Annotated in this window: 14 protein-coding genes; 4 read left to right on the top strand and 10 right to left on the bottom strand. The window is 71.8% G+C overall.

Annotated features, from left to right (window positions below; genetic code table 11):
- Window positions 1-93: 93 nt before the first annotated feature.
- Window positions 94-1,335, top strand: coding sequence for an RNA-guided endonuclease InsQ/TnpB family protein (locus ACXAHD_RS05945; protein WP_475049048.1), 1,242 nt, complete (start codon window positions 94-96; stop codon window positions 1,333-1,335).
- On the opposite strand, the gene rimO is transcribed toward ACXAHD_RS05945, so the two are convergent.
- The gene (gene rimO / locus ACXAHD_RS05950; RefSeq protein WP_475049051.1) at window positions 1,328-2,860 is read right to left on the bottom strand and encodes a 30S ribosomal protein S12 methylthiotransferase RimO; all 1,533 of its coding nucleotides are present in this window, start codon (window positions 2,858-2,860) and stop codon (window positions 1,328-1,330) included. The two genes, ACXAHD_RS05945 and rimO, sit on opposite strands and share 8 nt — an antisense overlap.
- Before the next feature lie 67 nt (window positions 2,861-2,927).
- Entirely contained in the window at window positions 2,928-5,435 is a 2,508-nt protein-coding gene (locus tag ACXAHD_RS05955) for a DNA translocase FtsK 4TM domain-containing protein (RefSeq protein ID WP_281553996.1), read from the bottom strand.
- A 237-nt stretch (window positions 5,436-5,672) separates the two neighbouring features.
- Here ACXAHD_RS05955 and ACXAHD_RS05960 point away from each other — a divergent pair, with 237 nt between their 5' ends.
- From ACXAHD_RS05960 to ACXAHD_RS05970, 3 genes are read left to right on the top strand one after another with little or no spacing between them, the layout of a single operon-like run.
- Window positions 5,673-6,143, top strand: coding sequence for a type III secretion system chaperone family protein (locus ACXAHD_RS05960; protein WP_475049054.1), 471 nt, complete (start codon window positions 5,673-5,675; stop codon window positions 6,141-6,143).
- A 4-nt stretch (window positions 6,144-6,147) separates the two neighbouring features.
- Window positions 6,148-7,974, top strand: coding sequence for an HSP90 family protein (locus ACXAHD_RS05965; RefSeq protein WP_281553995.1), 1,827 nt, complete (start codon window positions 6,148-6,150; stop codon window positions 7,972-7,974).
- A complete protein-coding gene (locus tag ACXAHD_RS05970) occupies window positions 7,971-9,545 on the top strand; it encodes a type III secretion system chaperone family protein (RefSeq protein WP_281553994.1) in 1,575 nt (524 codons plus the stop codon). The genes ACXAHD_RS05965 and ACXAHD_RS05970 overlap by 4 nt, the downstream gene beginning before the upstream one ends.
- Here the strand turns inward: ACXAHD_RS05970 and ACXAHD_RS05975 are convergent.
- From ACXAHD_RS05975 to ACXAHD_RS06010, 8 genes are all read right to left on the bottom strand, one after another.
- The gene (locus ACXAHD_RS05975; RefSeq protein ID WP_281553993.1) at window positions 9,502-9,876 is read right to left on the bottom strand and encodes a DUF2784 domain-containing protein; all 375 of its coding nucleotides are present in this window, start codon (window positions 9,874-9,876) and stop codon (window positions 9,502-9,504) included. The genes ACXAHD_RS05970 and ACXAHD_RS05975 overlap by 44 nt on opposite strands.
- A gap of 189 nt (window positions 9,877-10,065) precedes the next feature.
- Complete coding sequence (locus ACXAHD_RS05980) at window positions 10,066-11,643, bottom strand: S1 family peptidase (RefSeq protein ID WP_281553992.1); 1,578 nt, start codon at window positions 11,641-11,643, stop codon at window positions 10,066-10,068.
- 176 nt (window positions 11,644-11,819) lie between these two features.
- A complete protein-coding gene (locus tag ACXAHD_RS05985; RefSeq protein WP_282229933.1) occupies window positions 11,820-12,017 on the bottom strand; it encodes a DUF397 domain-containing protein in 198 nt (65 codons plus the stop codon).
- Between the two features lie 89 nt (window positions 12,018-12,106).
- Complete coding sequence (locus tag ACXAHD_RS05990; protein ID WP_289212503.1) at window positions 12,107-13,024, bottom strand: helix-turn-helix domain-containing protein; 918 nt, start codon at window positions 13,022-13,024, stop codon at window positions 12,107-12,109.
- 92 nt (window positions 13,025-13,116) lie between these two features.
- Window positions 13,117-14,805 carry a ribonuclease J gene (locus tag ACXAHD_RS05995; RefSeq protein ID WP_281553990.1) on the bottom strand — a complete coding sequence of 563 codons (1,689 nt, stop codon included), beginning with the start codon at window positions 14,803-14,805 and terminating at the stop codon, window positions 13,117-13,119.
- Window positions 14,802-15,725, bottom strand: coding sequence for a 4-hydroxy-tetrahydrodipicolinate synthase (dapA, locus tag ACXAHD_RS06000; RefSeq protein WP_281553989.1), 924 nt, complete (start codon window positions 15,723-15,725; stop codon window positions 14,802-14,804). Before dapA ends, ACXAHD_RS05995 begins: the two co-directional genes overlap by 4 nt.
- A 60-nt stretch (window positions 15,726-15,785) precedes the next feature.
- Window positions 15,786-16,541, bottom strand: a complete 756-nt coding sequence (gene thyX, locus ACXAHD_RS06005) for an FAD-dependent thymidylate synthase (RefSeq protein ID WP_281553988.1) — start codon at window positions 16,539-16,541, stop codon at window positions 15,786-15,788.
- Window positions 16,542-16,645: 104 nt separating this feature from the next.
- Window positions 16,646-17,224 carry a DUF2752 domain-containing protein gene (locus ACXAHD_RS06010; RefSeq protein ID WP_281553987.1) on the bottom strand — a complete coding sequence of 193 codons (579 nt, stop codon included), beginning with the start codon at window positions 17,222-17,224 and terminating at the stop codon, window positions 16,646-16,648.
- Between the last annotated feature and the right edge of the window lie 84 nt (window positions 17,225-17,308).

Raw genomic sequence — 17,308 nt, forward strand, 5'->3', positions numbered from 1 at the left:
GGGACAGGGAAAGCCGGTCCGTCGCCGGGGCGGATCGGTGTCCACCCCACACGCGACCCCACGGCTCACGACCGAATCGCCAGATTGTGGACTGTGTCCAGGACCGTGAAGCGGGCGTTCAGGTACCGCTTCCACCCCACCCCCGGGCAGGCCGCCGAGCTCGCCCGGACGTTCGGCTGTGTCCGGCTGGTCTACAACATGGCCCTGGCCGCCCGCACCGAGGCGTGGACCCTGCGTCGGGAACGGGTCACCTACAACGCCACGTCGGCGATGCTCACCGGGTGGAAGAAGACCGACGACCTGGCGTTCCTCAACGACGTCTCCTGCGTCCCTCTGCAGCAAACGTTGCGGCACCTGCAGACCGCGTTCACCAACTTCTTCGCCAAACGGGCCCGGTACCCGACGTTCAAGTCGAGGAAGAGGTCGCGGCGGTCGGCGGAGTACACCGCCAGCGCGTTCCGGTGGCGCGACGGCCGCCTCACCCTCGCCAGGATGTCCGCACCGTTGGACATCGTCTGGTCCCGACCGCTCCCGCAGGGCGCGGCGCCGTCGACGGTGACCGTGTCGCAGGACCCGGCGGGCCGCTGGTTCGTCTCCCTGCTCTGCGACGACCGGATCGACCCGGCCCCGGCCACCACCGCCGTGGTGGGGGTCGACGCCGGCCTCGACAGCCTGTTCACCCTGTCCACCGGGGAGAAGATCCCCAACCCGAGACATGAACGCCGTGACCGCGATCGGCTGGCCCGCGCCCAGCGGAACCTCGCACGCAGGGCCAAAGGCTCCGCGAACCGGGCCAAGGCCCGGCTGGCGGTGGCCCGGGTTCATGCCCGGATCGCCGACCGCCGCCGCGACCACCTGCACAAGTTGACCACCCGGCTCGTTCGTGAAACCCAGACGATCGTGATCGAGGACCTGACCGTCCGCAACATGATGGCCAACCACCGTCTGGCCCGCGCCGTCTCGGACGCGGCCTGGCGGCAGTTCCGCAGCATGCTGGGGTACAGAACGGACTGGTACGGCCGGGATCTGGTGGTCGTGGACCGCTGGTTCCCGTCGACCCGACTGTGCTCGGGCTGTGGCGTACTGGCTGAACACCTGCCGTTGGCGGTCCGGTCGTGGACCTGCCGGTGCGGGCAGGCCCATGACCGGGACGTGAACGCGGCCCGGAACATTCTCGCGGAGGGGCTCTCCGTGACTGCCTGTGGAGGCGGTGTGAGACCTCACCGGGAGTCCTCCTCTCGGACGGGGCGGTCGTCGGTGAAGCAGGAACCCCCTGGGGCGAACCAGGGAATCCCCGTTCTTCAAGGGCGGGGAGGAAGTCAACAGCTCACCTGACCGCGCTGGAGAGCGGCCGGTCGGCCGTACCGGACGAGAGCACGTCACTCGGCACTGCCACCAGGTCGACCCCTTCGGTCCCGGTCACCGTCGCCCGGACCAGGTCGCCGGGGCGCAGCGTGGCGAGGTCGACCCCGGCTCCGGTGACACCGGCAGCGCCGGCCACCAACGTCGTCGAACCGTCCACCTCCGGTGCCTGGTGCGCGGCCCGACCCTCCACCAGCCCGTCGTCGACGCTGTCGACCAGCACCTCCACCGTCGTGCCGACTCGTTCCTCGGCCCGCTGCGCGCACAGCTCGTCGGCCAGCGCACAGATCCGGTCATAGCGCCGCTTCACCGTGGCGGCCCGTACCTTGTCGGGCAGACCGGCGGCCTCGGTGCCGTCCTCGTCGCTGTAGTCGAACACCCCGATCGCGTCCAACCGGGCTGCGGACAGGAACCGGACCAGTTCGTCGACGTCCGACCGGGTCTCACCGGGGAATCCGACGATGAAGTTGCTTCGCGCGCCGGCCTGCGGCGCCAACGACCGGGCCGAGGCCAGCAGGTCGAGGAACCGCCCGGTGGAGCCGAAGCGCCGCATCCGGCGCAGCACCGGCTCACTGGCGTGTTGGAAGGACAGATCGAAGTACGGTGCCACGCCGGCCGTGGTGGCGATCGTCTCGATCAGACCCGGACGGGTCTCCGCCGGCTGCAGATAGCTGACCCGTACCCGGACGATGCCGTCGACGGCAGCCAACTGTGGCAGCAGTTTCTCCAGCAGCCGCGGATCCCCCAGGTCCTTGCCGTACGAGGTCGAATTCTCGCTCACCAGCACCAGTTCCCGAACGCCGGTGCCGGCCAGCCACTCGGCCTCGGCCAGCAGCTCCTCGGGAGCGCGGGAGACAAACGCCCCCCGGAACGCCGGGATGGCGCAGAAGGCGCACCGGCGGTCACAGCCACTGGCCAGCTTCAGTGACGCCACCGGGCCGCCGGCCAGCCGGTGCCGCAGGACCGCGCGCAGGTGCGCAGGAGTACGTTCGTCGACCGTCGCGTGACCGGGCACCACGACACCGGAGTGCTGCCGGGACACCGGGGTCAGGGGCAGCATCGTGCGGCGGTCCCGCGGGGCGTGCGCGGGCAGCTGCTCGCCGGCCAGCACCGCCCGCAGCCGGCCGGAGATATCCGGGTAGTCGTCGAACCCGAGGACGGCCTGCGCCTCCGGCAGGTGCTCGGCGAGCTCCCGGCCGTACCGTTCGGCCATGCAGCCGGCAGCCACCACCTTGGCCCCGCCGTCCGCGGCATCGAGCAGCGTCTGCACCGAGTCCTGCTTGGCCTTCTCGACGAAGCCGCAGGTGTTGACGAGCACCACGTCGGCACCGTCGGCGTCGGTGGTCACCTGCCAGCCGTCGGCGTCCAGCCGGGCGGCCAACTCCTCCGAGTCGACCTCGTTGCGGGCGCACCCCAGGGTGAGCAGGGCGACGCGCCGGCCGGACGGTTGGGCGGGAGGCGGGGGAAAAGCAGACACCTGACGAGGGTACCGGGCCATTGGCGTACGGCGGCCGGGCGGCGCGGTGCCGGACGATCCGATCGGTCAGCCGACCGGACCAGTGCGGTCAGCTCGCCTCGACGGCCCGCAGACTCGCCAGCGCGTCCTCCAGCTCGTCCGGCTTGACCAGCACGTCGCGTGCCTTGGAACCCTCGGACGGCCCGACGATGCCCCGGGTCTCCATCAGATCCATCAACCGGCCCGCTTTGGCGAACCCGACCCGCAGTTTGCGCTGCAGCATCGAGGTCGACCCGAACTGCGAGGTCACCACCAGCTCGATCGCCTGGACCAGCAGGTCGAGGTCGTCGCCGACGTCCTCGTCGATCTTCTTCTTGTTCTCCTGGGCGGTGGTGAGCACGTCGGGGCGGAATTCCGGCTCGCGCTGCTTCTTGCAGAAGGCGACGATCTCGTCGATCTCCTTCTCACTGACCCAGGCACCCTGGATGCGCAGCGGTTTCGACGCACCCATCGGCAGGAACAGGCCGTCGCCCCGGCCGATCAGCTTCTCGGCGCCCGGCTGGTCCAGGATGACCCGCGAATCGGACAGCGACGACGTGGCGAAGGCCAGCCGGGACGGCACGTTCGCCTTGATGAGGCCGGTCACCACGTCCACCGACGGCCGCTGGGTGGCCAGCACCAGGTGGATGCCGGCGGCCCGGGCGAGCTGGGTGATCCGGACGACCGAGTCCTCCACGTCCCGGGGGGCGACCATCATCAGGTCGGCCAGCTCATCGACGATCACCAGCAGGTACGGGTACGGCCGGATCTCCCGCTCGCTGCCGGGCGGAGCGGTGATCTCCCCGGCCCGTACCTTGCGGTTGTAGTCGTCGATGTGCCGGACACCGTTCGCGGCCAGGTCGTCGTAGCGCATGTCCATCTCGCGTACCACCCACTCCAGCGACTCGGCCGCCTTCTTGGGGTTGGTCACGATCGGGGTCACCAGGTGCGGGATGCCCTCGTACCCGGTCATCTCGACCCGCTTGGGGTCGATCAGCAGCAGCCGTACCTCGTCCGGGGTGGCCCGGCTGAGGATCGAGATGAGCAGCGAGTTCAGGCAGGACGACTTGCCGGCGCCGGTCGCCCCGGCGATCAGGATGTGCGGCATCTTCGCCAGGTTGGCCACCACGAAGCCGCCCTCGATGTCCTTGCCGAGCGCCACCAGCATCGGGTGATGGTCGGCACCGGCGGCACGGGAGCGCAGCACGTCACCGAGCGACACGTCCTCCCGGTCGGTGTTCGGGATCTCCACGCCGACCGCGCTCTTGCCCGGAATCGGGCTGAGGATCCGCACGTCAGGTGACTTCACCGCGTACGCGATGTTGCGGGAGAGCTGGGTGATCCGCTCGACCTTCACCCCGTGGCCGAGCTCCACCTCGTATCGGGTCACCGTCGGACCCCGGGTGAACCCGGTGACCGCCGCGTCAACGTCGAACTGCTCGAACACCCCCTGCAGTGCGGCGATCACCTCGTCGTTGGCCTTGCTGCGGGTCTTCGCCGGTGGACCGGTCCGCAGCAGCTTTGCCGGTGGCAGGCGGTAGTCCCCGGACAGCCCGGTGATCGCCAACTGCTCGGCGCGGGTCGGGGTCGGCGAATGCTCCGGCGGCTCCGGCGGGGTGCGGGTGGTCGGCACCTTCGCCGCCGGCCGGCGCGGCAGCTCCATCGTCTCCTGCAGATCGAGCGGCTCGGCCAGGGTGCCATCGTCACCGGCCGACGACACCGGCAGGGCGTCGGCCGTCCGGCTGGCCTGCCGGCGGCGCGGCGGCCGGCGGCGGGCCCGCTCGTCACCGGCGGTCTCGTCGTCAGCGGTGTCGGCACCGGCCGGGGCCGGATCGGACTCCGGCCCACGCCCGGTCACCACCCCGGCGAGCAGCCCGAGCCGCTCCGGGATCCGGTTGATCGGGGTGGCGGTGACCACCAGCAGACCGAAGACCAGCAGCAGGATCAGCAACGGCACGCCGACCCAGTAGCTGACCGTGTGCTCCAGTACCGTGCCGATGCCGAGTCCGATCAGCCCGCCGGCGTAGTCACGTTGCAGGTCGTCGTCGGGGCGTTGGCCGATGTGCAGCAGCCCCGCCGTGGCGACCAGCATCGCCGACCAGCCGACCAGCCCGCGGCCCCGAGGGTCCGGCTCCTCCGGTGGATCACGCATCAGCCGGACCGCGCCGATCAGCAGCAGCAACGGCACGGCGACCGCGATCGCGCCGATGAACAGCCGCATCATGTCCGCGACGCGGACCCCGAACGGCCCGGCCGCGCCGAACCAGATCGCCATCGAGGTGAGAATGGCCAGGCCGAGTACGAACAGCCCGGCACCGTCGCGCCGGTGCTCCGGGCTCAACTCCCGCGCGGTGGCCGCCCGGCGACCGGCGGTACGCACCGCCCAGCCGACGCCGTGCGCCAGCCCCATCCAGGTGGCACCGACAGCACGACCGACCAGGACGGCCGGCGAGTTGCGGGCCGGGCGCCGACGGGCTGTCGGGCGCTTGCGGGCCGGGGTCCGGGCACGACCGGTCGCGGCGCCACGGCTGGTCGACCCGCCGCGCCGCCGACTCGCCTGGGAGGTTCGGCCGGCCATAGAGTCCCACGGTAACCCCGCCGGCATACAAACCCTCGCTTTTCCGGGTCGTGTCCGAACCACGCGGGGCGGCGCGGCTGTGCCACCATTCCGATCGGCCCCTACTGTCCCCCGGGGCCACGACGACGACGTCCACCGCCGGACCCCCGTCCGGACATCGCCGGCCCGACCGCGCGCCGGCCCCCGGCCGGGGCGCGAGGCCCCCTGTCCGACGTGCCGTACCGAAAGGACCACCGCATGCCCCCGCCGGACCCAGACGACCTGCCCGACGCGCCCTCCGGCAGCGGTGCGATGCAGGTGCTGCGGCCGCTGACCACCGCGATGATCGCCGAGACCCTCACCGCGCGCGGCTACCACTTCCAGGCCGACTCCGACGACGAACTGGTCGGCCGGTGGAACGACAACCTGATCGTGTTCTCCCGGCTCGGACCCAACGGCGAGGTGCTGCGGGTGCGGACCATCGCGCCAACCCTGTTCACCGTGGACGACGTGCCCGCGCTGTACGCCTTCTGCAACGAATGGAACCACGACCGGCTGTGGCCCAAGGCCTTCGTCCACGTCGACGACGACGGCACCGCCCGGGTCTGCGGTGAACTGATCACCGCGCTGGAACGCGGAGTCAGCTCACCGCAGCTCGACCACCTGCTCGACTGCGGGATCGCCACCGGCTGCCAGGTCTGCGAAGCCGTCGCCGAGTTGGCGGGCTGACCGGATGGAACACCGTTTCCAGGTCGACCTGCGCGGCATCGTCGACCTGCTCAGCCACCACCTGTACGCCAGCCCCCGGGTGTTCGCCCGGGAGCTGGTGCAGAACGCCACCGACGCGATCACCGCCCGGCGCGAGGCCGAGCCCGACTGGGCCGGCGGTACCGTCCGGATCGAGCCCACCGCCGACGGTGGCCTGCGGGTGCACGACGACGGCATCGGCCTGACCGAACCGCAGGTGCACACCTTCCTGGCCAGCGTCGGGCGTACCTCCAAACGGGACGACCTGGGCTTCGCCCGGCAGGACTTCCTCGGCCAGTTCGGCATCGGCCTGCTGTCGTGCTTCATGGTCGCCGACACCGTCGAGGTGGTGACCAGTTCGGCCCGGGGCGGACCGGCGGTGCGCTGGATTGGGTACGCCGACGGGCGCTACACCACCGAGGTCGACGACGCCGCACGCGGCTCGGTCGGCACCACCGTCACGCTGCGTCCCCGCGCCGACGCCGGACACTGGCTGGCCGCCGACCAGGTCCGCGACCTGGTCCGCGACTACGCCCGGCTGCTGGACGTCCCGGTGCTGTTCTGCCCGCCCGGAGGCGAGCCGGTCCGGCTGACCGAGCCGCAGGCCCCGTGGGAGGTGGTCCACGCCGACCCGGCGGCCCGCCGGGAGGCGCTGCTGGACTACGGCGCGACGCTGCTCGGTGCCCGACCGATGGACGTGATCGACCTGCGGGTACCGGAAGCCGGGCTGGTCGGCGTCGGCTTCGTGCTGCCGTCGGCGTCAACGGTCGGCCAGGGCGGTCACCGGGTCTACCTGAAACGGATGCTGCTCAGCGACGACGCCAGCAAGCTCCTGCCCGAGTGGGCGTTCTTCGTCCGCTGCGTGGTCGACACCTCCGTGCTGCGCCCGACCGCCAGCCGCGAGGCGCTCTACGAGGACGACCTGCTCGGCGCGGTCCGCGACGGGCTCGGCGAGCAGATCCGCAGCTGGCTGCTTGAGCTGTCGGTCAGCCAGCCGGAACGGCTCGCCGCTTTCCTGCGGGTGCACCACCTCGGGGTCAAGGCGCTCGCCGTCCGCGACGACGAGATGCTGCGGCTGGTCGACTCGTGGCTGCCGTTCGAGACCAGCCGGGGGATGATGCCGCTGCGGCTGTTCCGCCAGCATCTGGCGATGATCCGGTACGTGGAGACGGTCGACGAGTTCCGGTCACTGGCCGCGATCGCGTCCGCCGCCGGTACGCCGATCGTCAACGCCGGCTACGCCTACGACGCGGAGATCCTGCAGCGCCTCCCCCGGCTGGACCCGGCGATCCGCACCCGCCGGCTGGACCCCGGTGAGCTGGCCGCCCGGTTGGAGACCCTCTCGCCCGGGCAGCTGGCGGTGGCGGAGACCTTGCTGGCCACCGCCCGCACGGTGCTGGCCGAACTGGACTGCGTACCGCAACTGCGGCAGTTCGACCCGGTCACGGTGCCGGCCCTGTACGTCCTCGGCCAGGCCGCCCGCGAGCAGGACAGTGTGCGCCGTGCGGTGGCCGGCTCCGACGAGCTGTGGTCGGAGGTGCTGTCCGCGTTCGCCGACGTCGACGTCGACCACCGACCGGAGCTGGTGTTCAACTGGCGGCACCCGCTCATCCGCCGGCTCGCCGGGCAACCGGCGGGAGCGGCGCTGCGCAACGCCGTCGAGGCACTGTACGGTCAGGCGCTGCTCGCCGGTCACCATCCGTTGCGGGCGGTGGACAGCGCCGCGCTCAACCGGTCCTTCCTGGCCCTGCTGGACCGGGCCTTCACCGATCCGGCCGCCGGGCCGGACACCACCGCCGAGGAGACCCCGTGACCGCCGAGGAGCTGGTTCAGGCGCTGGACGAGGCCACCGACCTGCCCGACGGCGACGGCAAGATCGCCGAGCTGGAACGGATCGCCGCGCACGCCGACGCGGCCGGGCAGGCACGGATCGGTTTCGACGCGCGGATGGCGCTGATCGAGACGTACAACCACCACACCGAACGCTGGCGGATGCTGCCGGCGTTCGGCTGGTGTCTGAGCACCTTCGACCGGTACCCGGAGCTGTTCGAGCCGTGGGACGCCGAACTGCTGCGCTGGTACCACAAGTGGGCGGTCGCCACGCTGCGCGGCACGCCCCGGGTGGGTCTGGCGCAGACCCGGGCCGCGCTGGACGACATGGAGCGCCGGTTCACCGCCAGTGGGCAGAGTCTGCAGGCGGTGTACAACCTGCGCTGCAAGATAGCCGACCATGTCGGCGACGAGGCCCAGGCCCGGCAGTGGCTGGACCGGTGGCGGACGGCCCCACGGGACGAGAACAGCGACTGCGCCGGCTGTGACCCGTCCCGCCAGGCCGAGCTGCTCGCCGGCTGGGGTGAGTGGGAGGCGGCGCTGGCGATCGTCGAACCGGTGCTCAGCGGTGCGGTCGGCTGCACCGAGCAGCCGGAGAAGGCGCTGGTCGCGGTGATCATGCCGTACCTGCGGCTGGGCCGGTACGCCGACGCGGCGCAGGCGCACGTGCGGGCGTACCGGCGGCACCGGCACGAACGTGATGCCTTCCCGTACCTGGCCGAGCATCTGCGGTTCTGCGCGTTGGTCAGTCAGCACCAGCGTGGCCTGGCGATCCTCGCCGAGCATCTGGAGTGGCTCGACCGGCCGTACGACGAGGCCTCGGCGATGGAGTTCGCCGCCGCCGGCGCCCTGGTCTGCCGGCTCGCGGCCGCCGCCGGCCACGGCGACGAGACGATCCACCGGCCGGAGTACGGCGGCCGGCCGGCCGCCGACCTGCCGATGGCCGCGCTCGGCGCGCAGCTGGCCGCCACCGCCACCGAGCTGGCGGGCCGGTTCGACGCCCGCAACGGCACCGACCACCAGTCGCGTCGGATCACCGACTGGCTGGCCGCCGAGCCGCTGACCGACACCGTCGAGCTACCGGCCGATCAGCCGCCGGCCACCGGCGGCGAGGTCGGCGTACCGCCGGCGGGCGGCAGCCCGGACGTGGTCTCGCCGTTGACTCTGGAGGGCATCACGGCGGCGCTCAACGAACGCGGCGACCGGTACTTCGTCGATGACAGCGGAGTGGTCGGCGGCAAGTGGGGACATGCGGTGATCCACTTCGAACGGCTCGGCGAGCAGCAGCGGGTGCTGCACAGCCGGGTGCTGGCCGACCGGCGGCTGCCGGCGGACCGGCTGGCCGAGGCGTACCGGTTCTGCAACTCGTGGAACCACGACCGGCTGCTGCCGAAGGCCTACGTGCACGACACTGGTTCCGGCGAGCTGATCCTGGCCGGCGACGTGAGCACCGACCTGGCGTACGGGGTCAGCGGGGCGCAGCTCGCCGCGCTGGTGAACGCGGCGGTCATCACCGGGGCGCAGTTCGCCGACGCCGTCGCCGAACTGCCCTGAGCACCCCGGCCCAGCTGGCCACGACGACCGTGGCCAGCGCCAGCCGGGCCGCCCAGGCGTACTGGTCGGGGTAGATCACTCCGGTCAGGTAGCGCTCGACGAACCCCTCGTCGAAGCCGGCCTGGCCGGCCCGGCGGCGGGACCAGTGCTCAGCGACGGTGAGCGGGCAGCTCAGGTTGGCCGCGACCACCAGCACCCCCCAGCCCGCCGCGGTCAGATGCAGCCAGATCGTCCGCGGCCACCGCCAGGCCAGGAAACCGCCGACCGCCAGGTAGGCGAGGAACCCGAAGTGTGCCGCCAGGATGACGACGGTCAGCAACTCGTAGCCCATCGTGACCTCCCGTAGGCCAGGCTACGAGCGCCGGTTGACGGCTGACAGGGTACGCGTACTCAGCGGCGGGACGTGGGTGTGGGGGGGGTGACGGGGGGGGGGGGGGTGTTCCTTTGGGGGGGTTTTGGGTGTTTTTTTTTTTTTCCCTTTGTTCTTCCTCCCCCCTCCCCCCCCCCCGGCGGGTGGCGGTCAGTTCACCGAGAACCCGAGGAGGTAGCCACCCACGCCCCGACCGGACTGCACCCGGTACCGGTAGGCACCGGCGGGTCCGGAGAAGTTCAACCGGGTCATCGTGGCACCGGCGCGGTCGCCCCGGGCGACCGTGCGCCAGCCGTCGGCGGTGAAGCGTTGCAGCGCGAGCCCGAAGGCCGCGCCGGCCGGTGCCTGCAGGCAGGCGGTGTGCCGGCCGGCACCGGCCCGGAAGAACCTTCCGTCCGGCTGGGTCTGCCGGTCACCGACCCGGTTCAGCTCGCCGTCGCGCAGCACCGGGTGGTCGGCGCAGGGACTCTGCGGCGGGTCCGCCGGCTGGGTCGGCGCGACCGTCGGTACGGCGGTCGGCACGCCGCTCGGCGGGGTCGCACCGTCCTCAGTGGTGACCAGGGTCAGGTTGTTGACCTGCAGGATCTCGGCCAGCGGCTGGAAGAATGTGACGCCACCGGTGCGGCAGTTGCCGGAGCCGCCCGAGGTCACGCCCTGCGCCTGGTCGCCGGAGAGCCAGGCACCGCCGGAGTCGCCGGGTTCGGCGCAGACGTCGGTGCGGGTCAGCCCGCTGACCGCACCCTCCGGGTAGTTGACCGTGACGTCCTTGGCCCGGATCACGCCGCACCGGGTCCCGGTGGTGGACCCGGAACGGCAGATGCTGGCCCCGACCGGCGCCTCCACGCTGCCGGCGACCGGCAGGTTGTTGCCGTTGAAGTCGTTGACCACCGGCTGCGGCGTCCAGTCGTCGTCGACCGCGACGAACGCCCAGTCGTCGCCGGGGAACGACGACGCCTGGAACACGCCCTGCGCCTGCCGGTTGAACCCGGTGGTGGTGTCGCCGGGGCGGCCGCAGTGCCCGGCGGTGACGAAGCCGCCGATTACGGAGAAGCCGACCGAGCACCGGCCGCCGGCACCGATGAAGTAGGGATCGCCGCCGCGGACGTCGAACAGCGGCACCGGCGCCTCGTCGGTGGCGTCCACCCGGACCGCGTCGGCCGGCACTCCGGCGGCGGCGGCGAAGTCCCGGGCAGCGGGCTGGGCTCCGGGCCGGGCGAGCAGCACCACGGTGTTGTCGGCCAGGTCGACGTACCAGCCGGCCAGGTCGGGGCTGGCGGCGTCACCCACCCGGTCCAGGCTTTCCTTCACGCCGGTCAACTGCTGCTGGCTGCGGGCCACCAGGCGGGCCTCGGCACCGGCGGCGCGGACCCGGCCCAGCTGTGCGGGGTCGGTCACCGCGACGACGAGGTCGGCACCGTCCTGGCTGATCCACGCGCCCGCGTACGCCGCGTCGAGGTCGGCCCGCAGAACGTCGACGGTACGGGTGGCCCAGCGTTCGGTGGCCAGCCGGGTCCGGGCGTCCGCCGCACTGACGCCGAGGTCGCGACGCAGCGCGGCGACGAGGTCGTCGTGCGCGGCGGCCGGCTGGCCGTCCGTACCGGCCGGCTGACCGGTGGCGACGTCGCCGTCGGTCGGGTCGTCGCCGGCCACGGCCGGCAGGGTCACCCCGGCGAGCAGCCCGACCGCGGCGACGGTGATTCCGGCGGTAACGATTCGTCGGCGTCGCATCCTTACCTCCTCTGCCGTTGGCGTCGGATGGACGCCGACAGGTGGTACGGAGGGCGCCGGTCGATGGATCGGCCGGCCCGGATGCCGAATGTCACAGCCGGGTTGATGAACCGCCCGGGGCCGCGTCACGTACCAGGTGTCGGCCGAGTCGGTGGGAGGCGGCCTCCACCCGCCTCCTACCGGCCGGCGAAGTCGCCCCGGTTGACGCCGCGCAGGAACCGTCGCCACTGCTGCCGGTCGACGTCCAGCCAGGGCCCGTCCGGCTCGGCCGAGTCGCGCAGCGCCACGTCACCGGAGGCGGTCACGGTAGCTTCCAGGCACGCGTTGGTGTCACACCGGCTGCTCCGCCACCAGCCGCGATATGTCCGCATCATAGTCTTTTCTCCGCTTCAGACTTAATGCCGACTATTCGGCATTTGCCTGGTTAACGCGGCAGCTGGCCCGGCCGATACGCGACCGGAACTCACCCACCGACGGACGGGGCCTCCGCGACCGGCAGATCGGCGGACAACGTCGCCGTCCGCTCGGTGATCAACCGGGCCGAGGTCGCCTCGTCGTGGGCCGAGTCCCAGATGTGCGCGAAGTAGTCGCGGTGCCGGCCGATCCGCTGCGCCGCGTGGACGATCTCGTCCAGCAGGATGCCCTCGCGGTAGAGCAGCGCGTTCTCCTCGTCACCGAAGTCGAGCAGCGTGAACGGTGCCAGCATCGCCATGATCGCCGCGTCGGCGAACGGCACGATCCGCACCCGCACGTTCGGTCGCCGCGCCACCCGTAGCAGGGCGGCGAACTGCCCGACCATCACCCGCGGCCCGCCGATCGTGCGCCACAGCACCGACTCGTCCAGCACCAGGTGGAACTCCGGCGGATCGGGCCGGTCCAGCACCTGGTCACGGCGACGCAGCCGGGCCTCGAGCCGCAGCGCGCGGTCGGCCTCCGGCAGCTCGCTGCGCCAGAAGTTCAACACGAACTCGCCGTACTCGCGGGTCTGCAGCAGGCCCGGGATCAACGTCGGCTGGAACACCCGGATGGCGCTGGCCTCGCCCTCCAACTGCAGCAGCTGCAGCATCGCCGGAGTCAGGTGCTCCCGGTAGCGCGGCTCGTCCCACCAGCCCCGCAACCGGGAGGTACGGGCGTCGCGCAGCAGCCGCCCGGCCCGGTCGGCGTCCACCACGCCGTACAACTCCAGCAGGGCCCGCAGATCGGTGGTCGAGACCGAGACGCTGCCCTTCTCGATCCGGTTGACCTTGGAGACCGACCAGTCGAGGGCGTCCGCCACCTTGCCCTGGGTCAGCCCGGCCGACTCGCGGGCGCGACGCAGCGCGAGTCGGAGCCTGCGCCGCGCCGCCGCAGGGGACTCACCGGAGCCGGGATCGCCTGGCACGCCAGCCTTCTCGTCACGACAGTGGGTAACTGTCCGACCAGTATGCCCGCCGGCCGGCCGCCCGGTCAGCCCCGGCGGGCCTCAGGACGTCTTCAAACCTCCACCACGGTCGGTACGATCATCGGCCGGCGCCGGTACGCGTCGTTGACCCAGCGGCCGACAATCCGCCGGACCACCTGCTGCAGCTGGTGTGGATCGGTGATGCCGTCAGCAGCGGCCCGACCCAACGCTTCGGTGATCAACGGAACGACCGCGTTGAACGCCTCCGGGTCCTCGGAGAATCCCTTCGCCGACACGGTCGGCCCACCGACCACCTTGCCGGTCACCGAGTCGACCACCACGGTCGCCGCGATGAACCCGCCGTCGCCGAGGATCCGCCGCTCGGTCAGCAACGACTCGCCGACGTCACCGACCGCGAGACCGTCCACGTAGACGTACCGACTCTTGACATGCCCGACCAGGGTGGCGTGCCCGTCCACCAGGTCGACGACGTCACCGTCCTCGCAGAGCACGACCCGCTGCGGGTCCAGACCGGACTCGATGCCGAGCCGGGCGTGCGCCCGCAGGTGCCGCCACTCGCCGTGCACCGGCAGCAGGTTGCTCGGCCGCACCACGTTGAGCAGGTAGAGCAGCTCCCCCGCCGGCGCGTGCCCGGAGACGTGCACCTTGGCGGTCTCCTTGTGGATCACGGTCGCCCCGGCCCGGGCCAGCTGGTTGATCACCCGGTAGACCGAGGTCTCGTTGCCCGGCACCAGCGAGCTGGCCAGCACCACGGTGTCGCCGGGCGCGACGGTGATGTGCCGGTGGTCACCGGTCGCCATCCGGCCCAACGCGCTCATCGGCTCGCCCTGCGACCCGGTGGACATCAGCACGATCCGGTCCGGCGGCAGGGCCGTCGCCTCGTCCAGCCCGACCACCAGGCCGGGCGGGATCCGCAGCAGGCCGAGGTCCCGGGCGATGCCCATGTTGCGCACCATCGACCGGCCGATCAGCGCGACCTTGCGGTCGTACTCGTACGCCGAGTCGATCACCTGCTGCACCCGGTGCACATGGGAGGCGAAGCTCGCCACGATGATCCGGCCGGTGGCCTTGCCGAAGATCGAGTCGAGTACCGGACCGATGTCGCGTTCCGGGGTGACGAAGCCGGGGGTCTCGGCGTTGGTCGAGTCGGACAGCAGCAGGTCGACGCCTTCGGCACCGAGCCGGGCGAAGCCGGCCAGATCGGTGATCCGCCCGTCCAGCGGCAGCTGGTCCATCTTGAAGTCACCGGTGTGCAGCACCAGGCCGGCCGGGGTGCGGATCGCCACCGCGAGCGCGTCCGGTATCGAGTGGTTCACCGCGAGGAACTCGCACTCGAACGGCCCGATCCGTTCCCGCTGACCCTCGCGTACGGTCAACGTGTAGGGCTCGATTCGCCGCTCGGCCAGCTTCGCCTCGACCAGCGCCAGGGTGAACTGGGAACCCACCAACGGAATGTCCGGTTTGTGGGCGAGCAGGTACGGCACCGCGCCGATGTGGTCCTCGTGGCCGTGGGTCAGCACGATCGCCTGGACGTCGGCGAGCCGGTCCAGGATCGGGGCGAAGTCCGGCAGGATCAGGTCGACCCCGGGCTGCTCCACATCCGGGAAGAGCACCCCGCAGTCCACCACCAGCAGCTTGCCGTCGAACTCGAAGACCGTCATGTTGCGACCGATCGCGCCGAGCCCGCCCAGCGGGATCACCCGCAGCCCGCCCGGCGGCAGCTGCGGCGGCAGGTCCAACTCCATGTGTGCCTGGCTCACGGCAGCTCCAGTCCGGCGTCGGCGCAGTCGGCCCGCAACTGGTCCAGCTCGGCGTCGGTGGCCTCGACCAGTGGCGAGCGCACCGGACCGGCGGGCAGGTCGAGCACCCCGAGCGCCGCCTTGACCAGGATCGTGCCGGGGCTGCGGAAGATGCCGGTGAACAGCGGCAGCAACCGGCGGTGCAGGGCCAGCGCGGCGGCGTGCTCGCCGGCGACGTACGCCTCAATCATCTGCTTGGTCAGCGCACCGGTCAGGTGGGTCGAGGTGCCGACCAGTCCGACCCCGCCGATCGCCAGCGTCGGCAGGGTGAGCGCGTCGTCACCGCAGTAGTACGCCAGGTCGGTGCGGCCGGTCACCCAGGAGGTGGCGGCCAGGTCGCCCTTGGCGTCCTTGACCGCGACGATCCGCTCGTGCTCGCCGAGCCGGGCCAGCGTCTCACTGCTCATCGCGATGCCGGTGCGGTGCGGGATGTCGTACGCCATCACCGGCAGCCCGGTCGCGTCGGCAACCTCGGTGAAGTGCCGGACCACCCCGGCCTGCGGCGGCTTGTTGTAGTACGGCGCGACCACCAGCAGCCCGTGCGCGCCGACCTTCTCGGCGGCGACCGCCAACTCGACCGTGTGCCGGGTGTCGTTGGTGCCGACACCGGCGACCACCCGGGCCCGGTCCCCGACCGCGTCGATGACGGCCCGGAGCAGCTGCTCCTTCTCGGCATCGGTGGTGGTCGGCGACTCGCCGGTGGTGCCGCTGATCACCAGGGCGTCGTTGGCCTGCTCGTCGACCAGGTAGCTGGCCAGCCGGGCGGCGCCGTCGAGGTCGAGCGAGCCGTCGTCGTTCATCGGGGTGACCATGGCGGTCAGGAGTCGCCCGAACGGGGTCGGTGTCCCCGCCCCGGGACCGGCTAGGTGGTGCTGCGTCATACGGACAACCTATCGGACGGCCGCACCGCGTTCTCAGCGCTGGTGGTACGGGCCGGTGGCCTATTCCCCCTGCCGGGTGTACGGGCTCGCGGCGACCTCGCTGCCGTCCGGCAACCGGCGGATCTCGAAGTCGGCGAAGACGCTCGGCGCCACCCGCTGCAACTGCCGCAGGCACTCCACCGCCAGGTCGCGGATCTCCACGTCGGCGTGCTCGGTGGCCCGCATCCCGATGAAGTGCCGCCAGGCCCGGTAGTTGCCGGTGACCACGATCCGGGTTTCGGTGGCGTTCGGCAGCACCGCCCGAGCCGCCTGCCGGGCCTGCTTGCGGCGCAGCGTCGGGTTGGGTTCGTCGACGAACCGCTTCTCCAGACCCTCCAGCAGCTCGGTGTAGGCCCGCACGCTCGCCTCGGCGGCGGCGACGAACTGCCGGTGCAGCTCGGGATCCTCGGCGATCACCGCCGGCTCGACCATGGCCGCGTCGCGCTCCGGCACGTACCGCTGGGACAGCTGGGAGTAGGAGAAGTGCCGGTGCCGGATCAGCTCATGGGTCAGCGACCGGGAGATCCCGGTCAGGTAGAACGTGACACTGCCATGCTCCAGCACCGACAGGTGCCCACTGTCCAGGATGTGTCGCAGGTAGCCGGCGTTGGTGGCGGTCGCCGGGTTGGGCTTGCGCCACGACTGGTAGCAGGCCCGGCCAGCGAACTCGGCCAAGGCTTGACCACCGTCGGCGTCGGTCGACCAGTCGACGTCGGCGGGCGGCTGGAACTGGGTCCAGGCGATCAGCGTGACCTGCGGCGACACGATTTCCGACATTTCTCGGACTCTAGTTGCCGGCCGGTATCACGGGCAAACACGGCGTCCATCGGGCGGGCCGACCACCGGCCGCCCGCAGGGCGGCCGCAGGGCGGCCGCAGTGGTCAGACGTAGAACCAGCTGAACGGCTCCCACGGCAGGTTGCGCAGCACCGAGAACGCCAGCCAGACGCCCAGCGACCAGCCGACCGCCGTCGGGCTGAGCGACAACTGCGGCAACCGCCAGCGGAACAGCTGCTGGCCGACCCAGGCCAGGTAGACGTAGAGCAGGAACGGAACGGCGAAGACCACCAGCAGGTGGTGCCGGGCGGCAGCGCCGAGATCACCGTTGAGCAGATACCAGACCGCCCGGGTCCCGCCGCAGCCCGGGCAGTCCAGCCCGGTGGTCAGTTTCAGCAGGCAACTGGGTGCCGCCTCCGCGCTGCTGGTCGTCGGATCGGTGATCACCGTGTAGCCGGCGGCCGCGCCGATGCAGCCGAGCACCGCCAACGGGGCCAGCCAGCGCGGCGACCGCGCCCACAGCCGGTTGACCAGGCGGGTGAACCGGTCCGGTTGGGCCTGCGGCTGGTACGCGTACTGCTGGTGATAGTGGGAGTGATCGTCCGGGTTGGGACCGGCGTCGCCGGGCGGTCCCGGACCGTCACCGACGGGCCGTTGCACAGCCACGCCGTCTGGACCCGCCATCCGTCACGCCTCCCTTGATGCCGATCGTCCCACCGTACACCGGCCGGTCCCGCCGGCTCAGCCAACGACCAGGCCGCGCACCCG

Source organism: Micromonospora sp. ABR4_055 (assembly GCF_056160425.1).

Excerpts from the sequence above, each read along its gene's own strand:
- rimO (WP_475049051.1), bottom strand. The coding sequence starts at position 2,860 with ATGGCCCGGTACCCTCGTCAGGTGTCTGCTTTTCCCCCGCCTCCCGCC.
- ACXAHD_RS05955 (WP_281553996.1), bottom strand. The coding sequence starts at position 5,435 with ATGGCCGGCCGAACCTCCCAGGCGAGTCGGCGGCGCGGCGGGTCGACC.
- ACXAHD_RS05960 (WP_475049054.1), top strand. The coding sequence starts at position 5,673 with ATGCCCCCGCCGGACCCAGACGACCTGCCCGACGCGCCCTCCGGCAGC.
- ACXAHD_RS05965 (WP_281553995.1), top strand. The coding sequence starts at position 6,148 with ATGGAACACCGTTTCCAGGTCGACCTGCGCGGCATCGTCGACCTGCTC.
- ACXAHD_RS05975 (WP_281553993.1), bottom strand. The coding sequence starts at position 9,876 with ATGGGCTACGAGTTGCTGACCGTCGTCATCCTGGCGGCACACTTCGGG.
- ACXAHD_RS05980 (WP_281553992.1), bottom strand. The coding sequence starts at position 11,643 with ATGCGACGCCGACGAATCGTTACCGCCGGAATCACCGTCGCCGCGGTC.
- ACXAHD_RS05985 (WP_282229933.1), bottom strand. The coding sequence starts at position 12,017 with ATGATGCGGACATATCGCGGCTGGTGGCGGAGCAGCCGGTGTGACACC.
- dapA (WP_281553989.1), bottom strand. The coding sequence starts at position 15,725 with ATGACGCAGCACCACCTAGCCGGTCCCGGGGCGGGGACACCGACCCCG.
- thyX (WP_281553988.1), bottom strand. The coding sequence starts at position 16,541 with ATGTCGGAAATCGTGTCGCCGCAGGTCACGCTGATCGCCTGGACCCAG.
- ACXAHD_RS06010 (WP_281553987.1), bottom strand. The coding sequence starts at position 17,224 with ATGGCGGGTCCAGACGGCGTGGCTGTGCAACGGCCCGTCGGTGACGGT.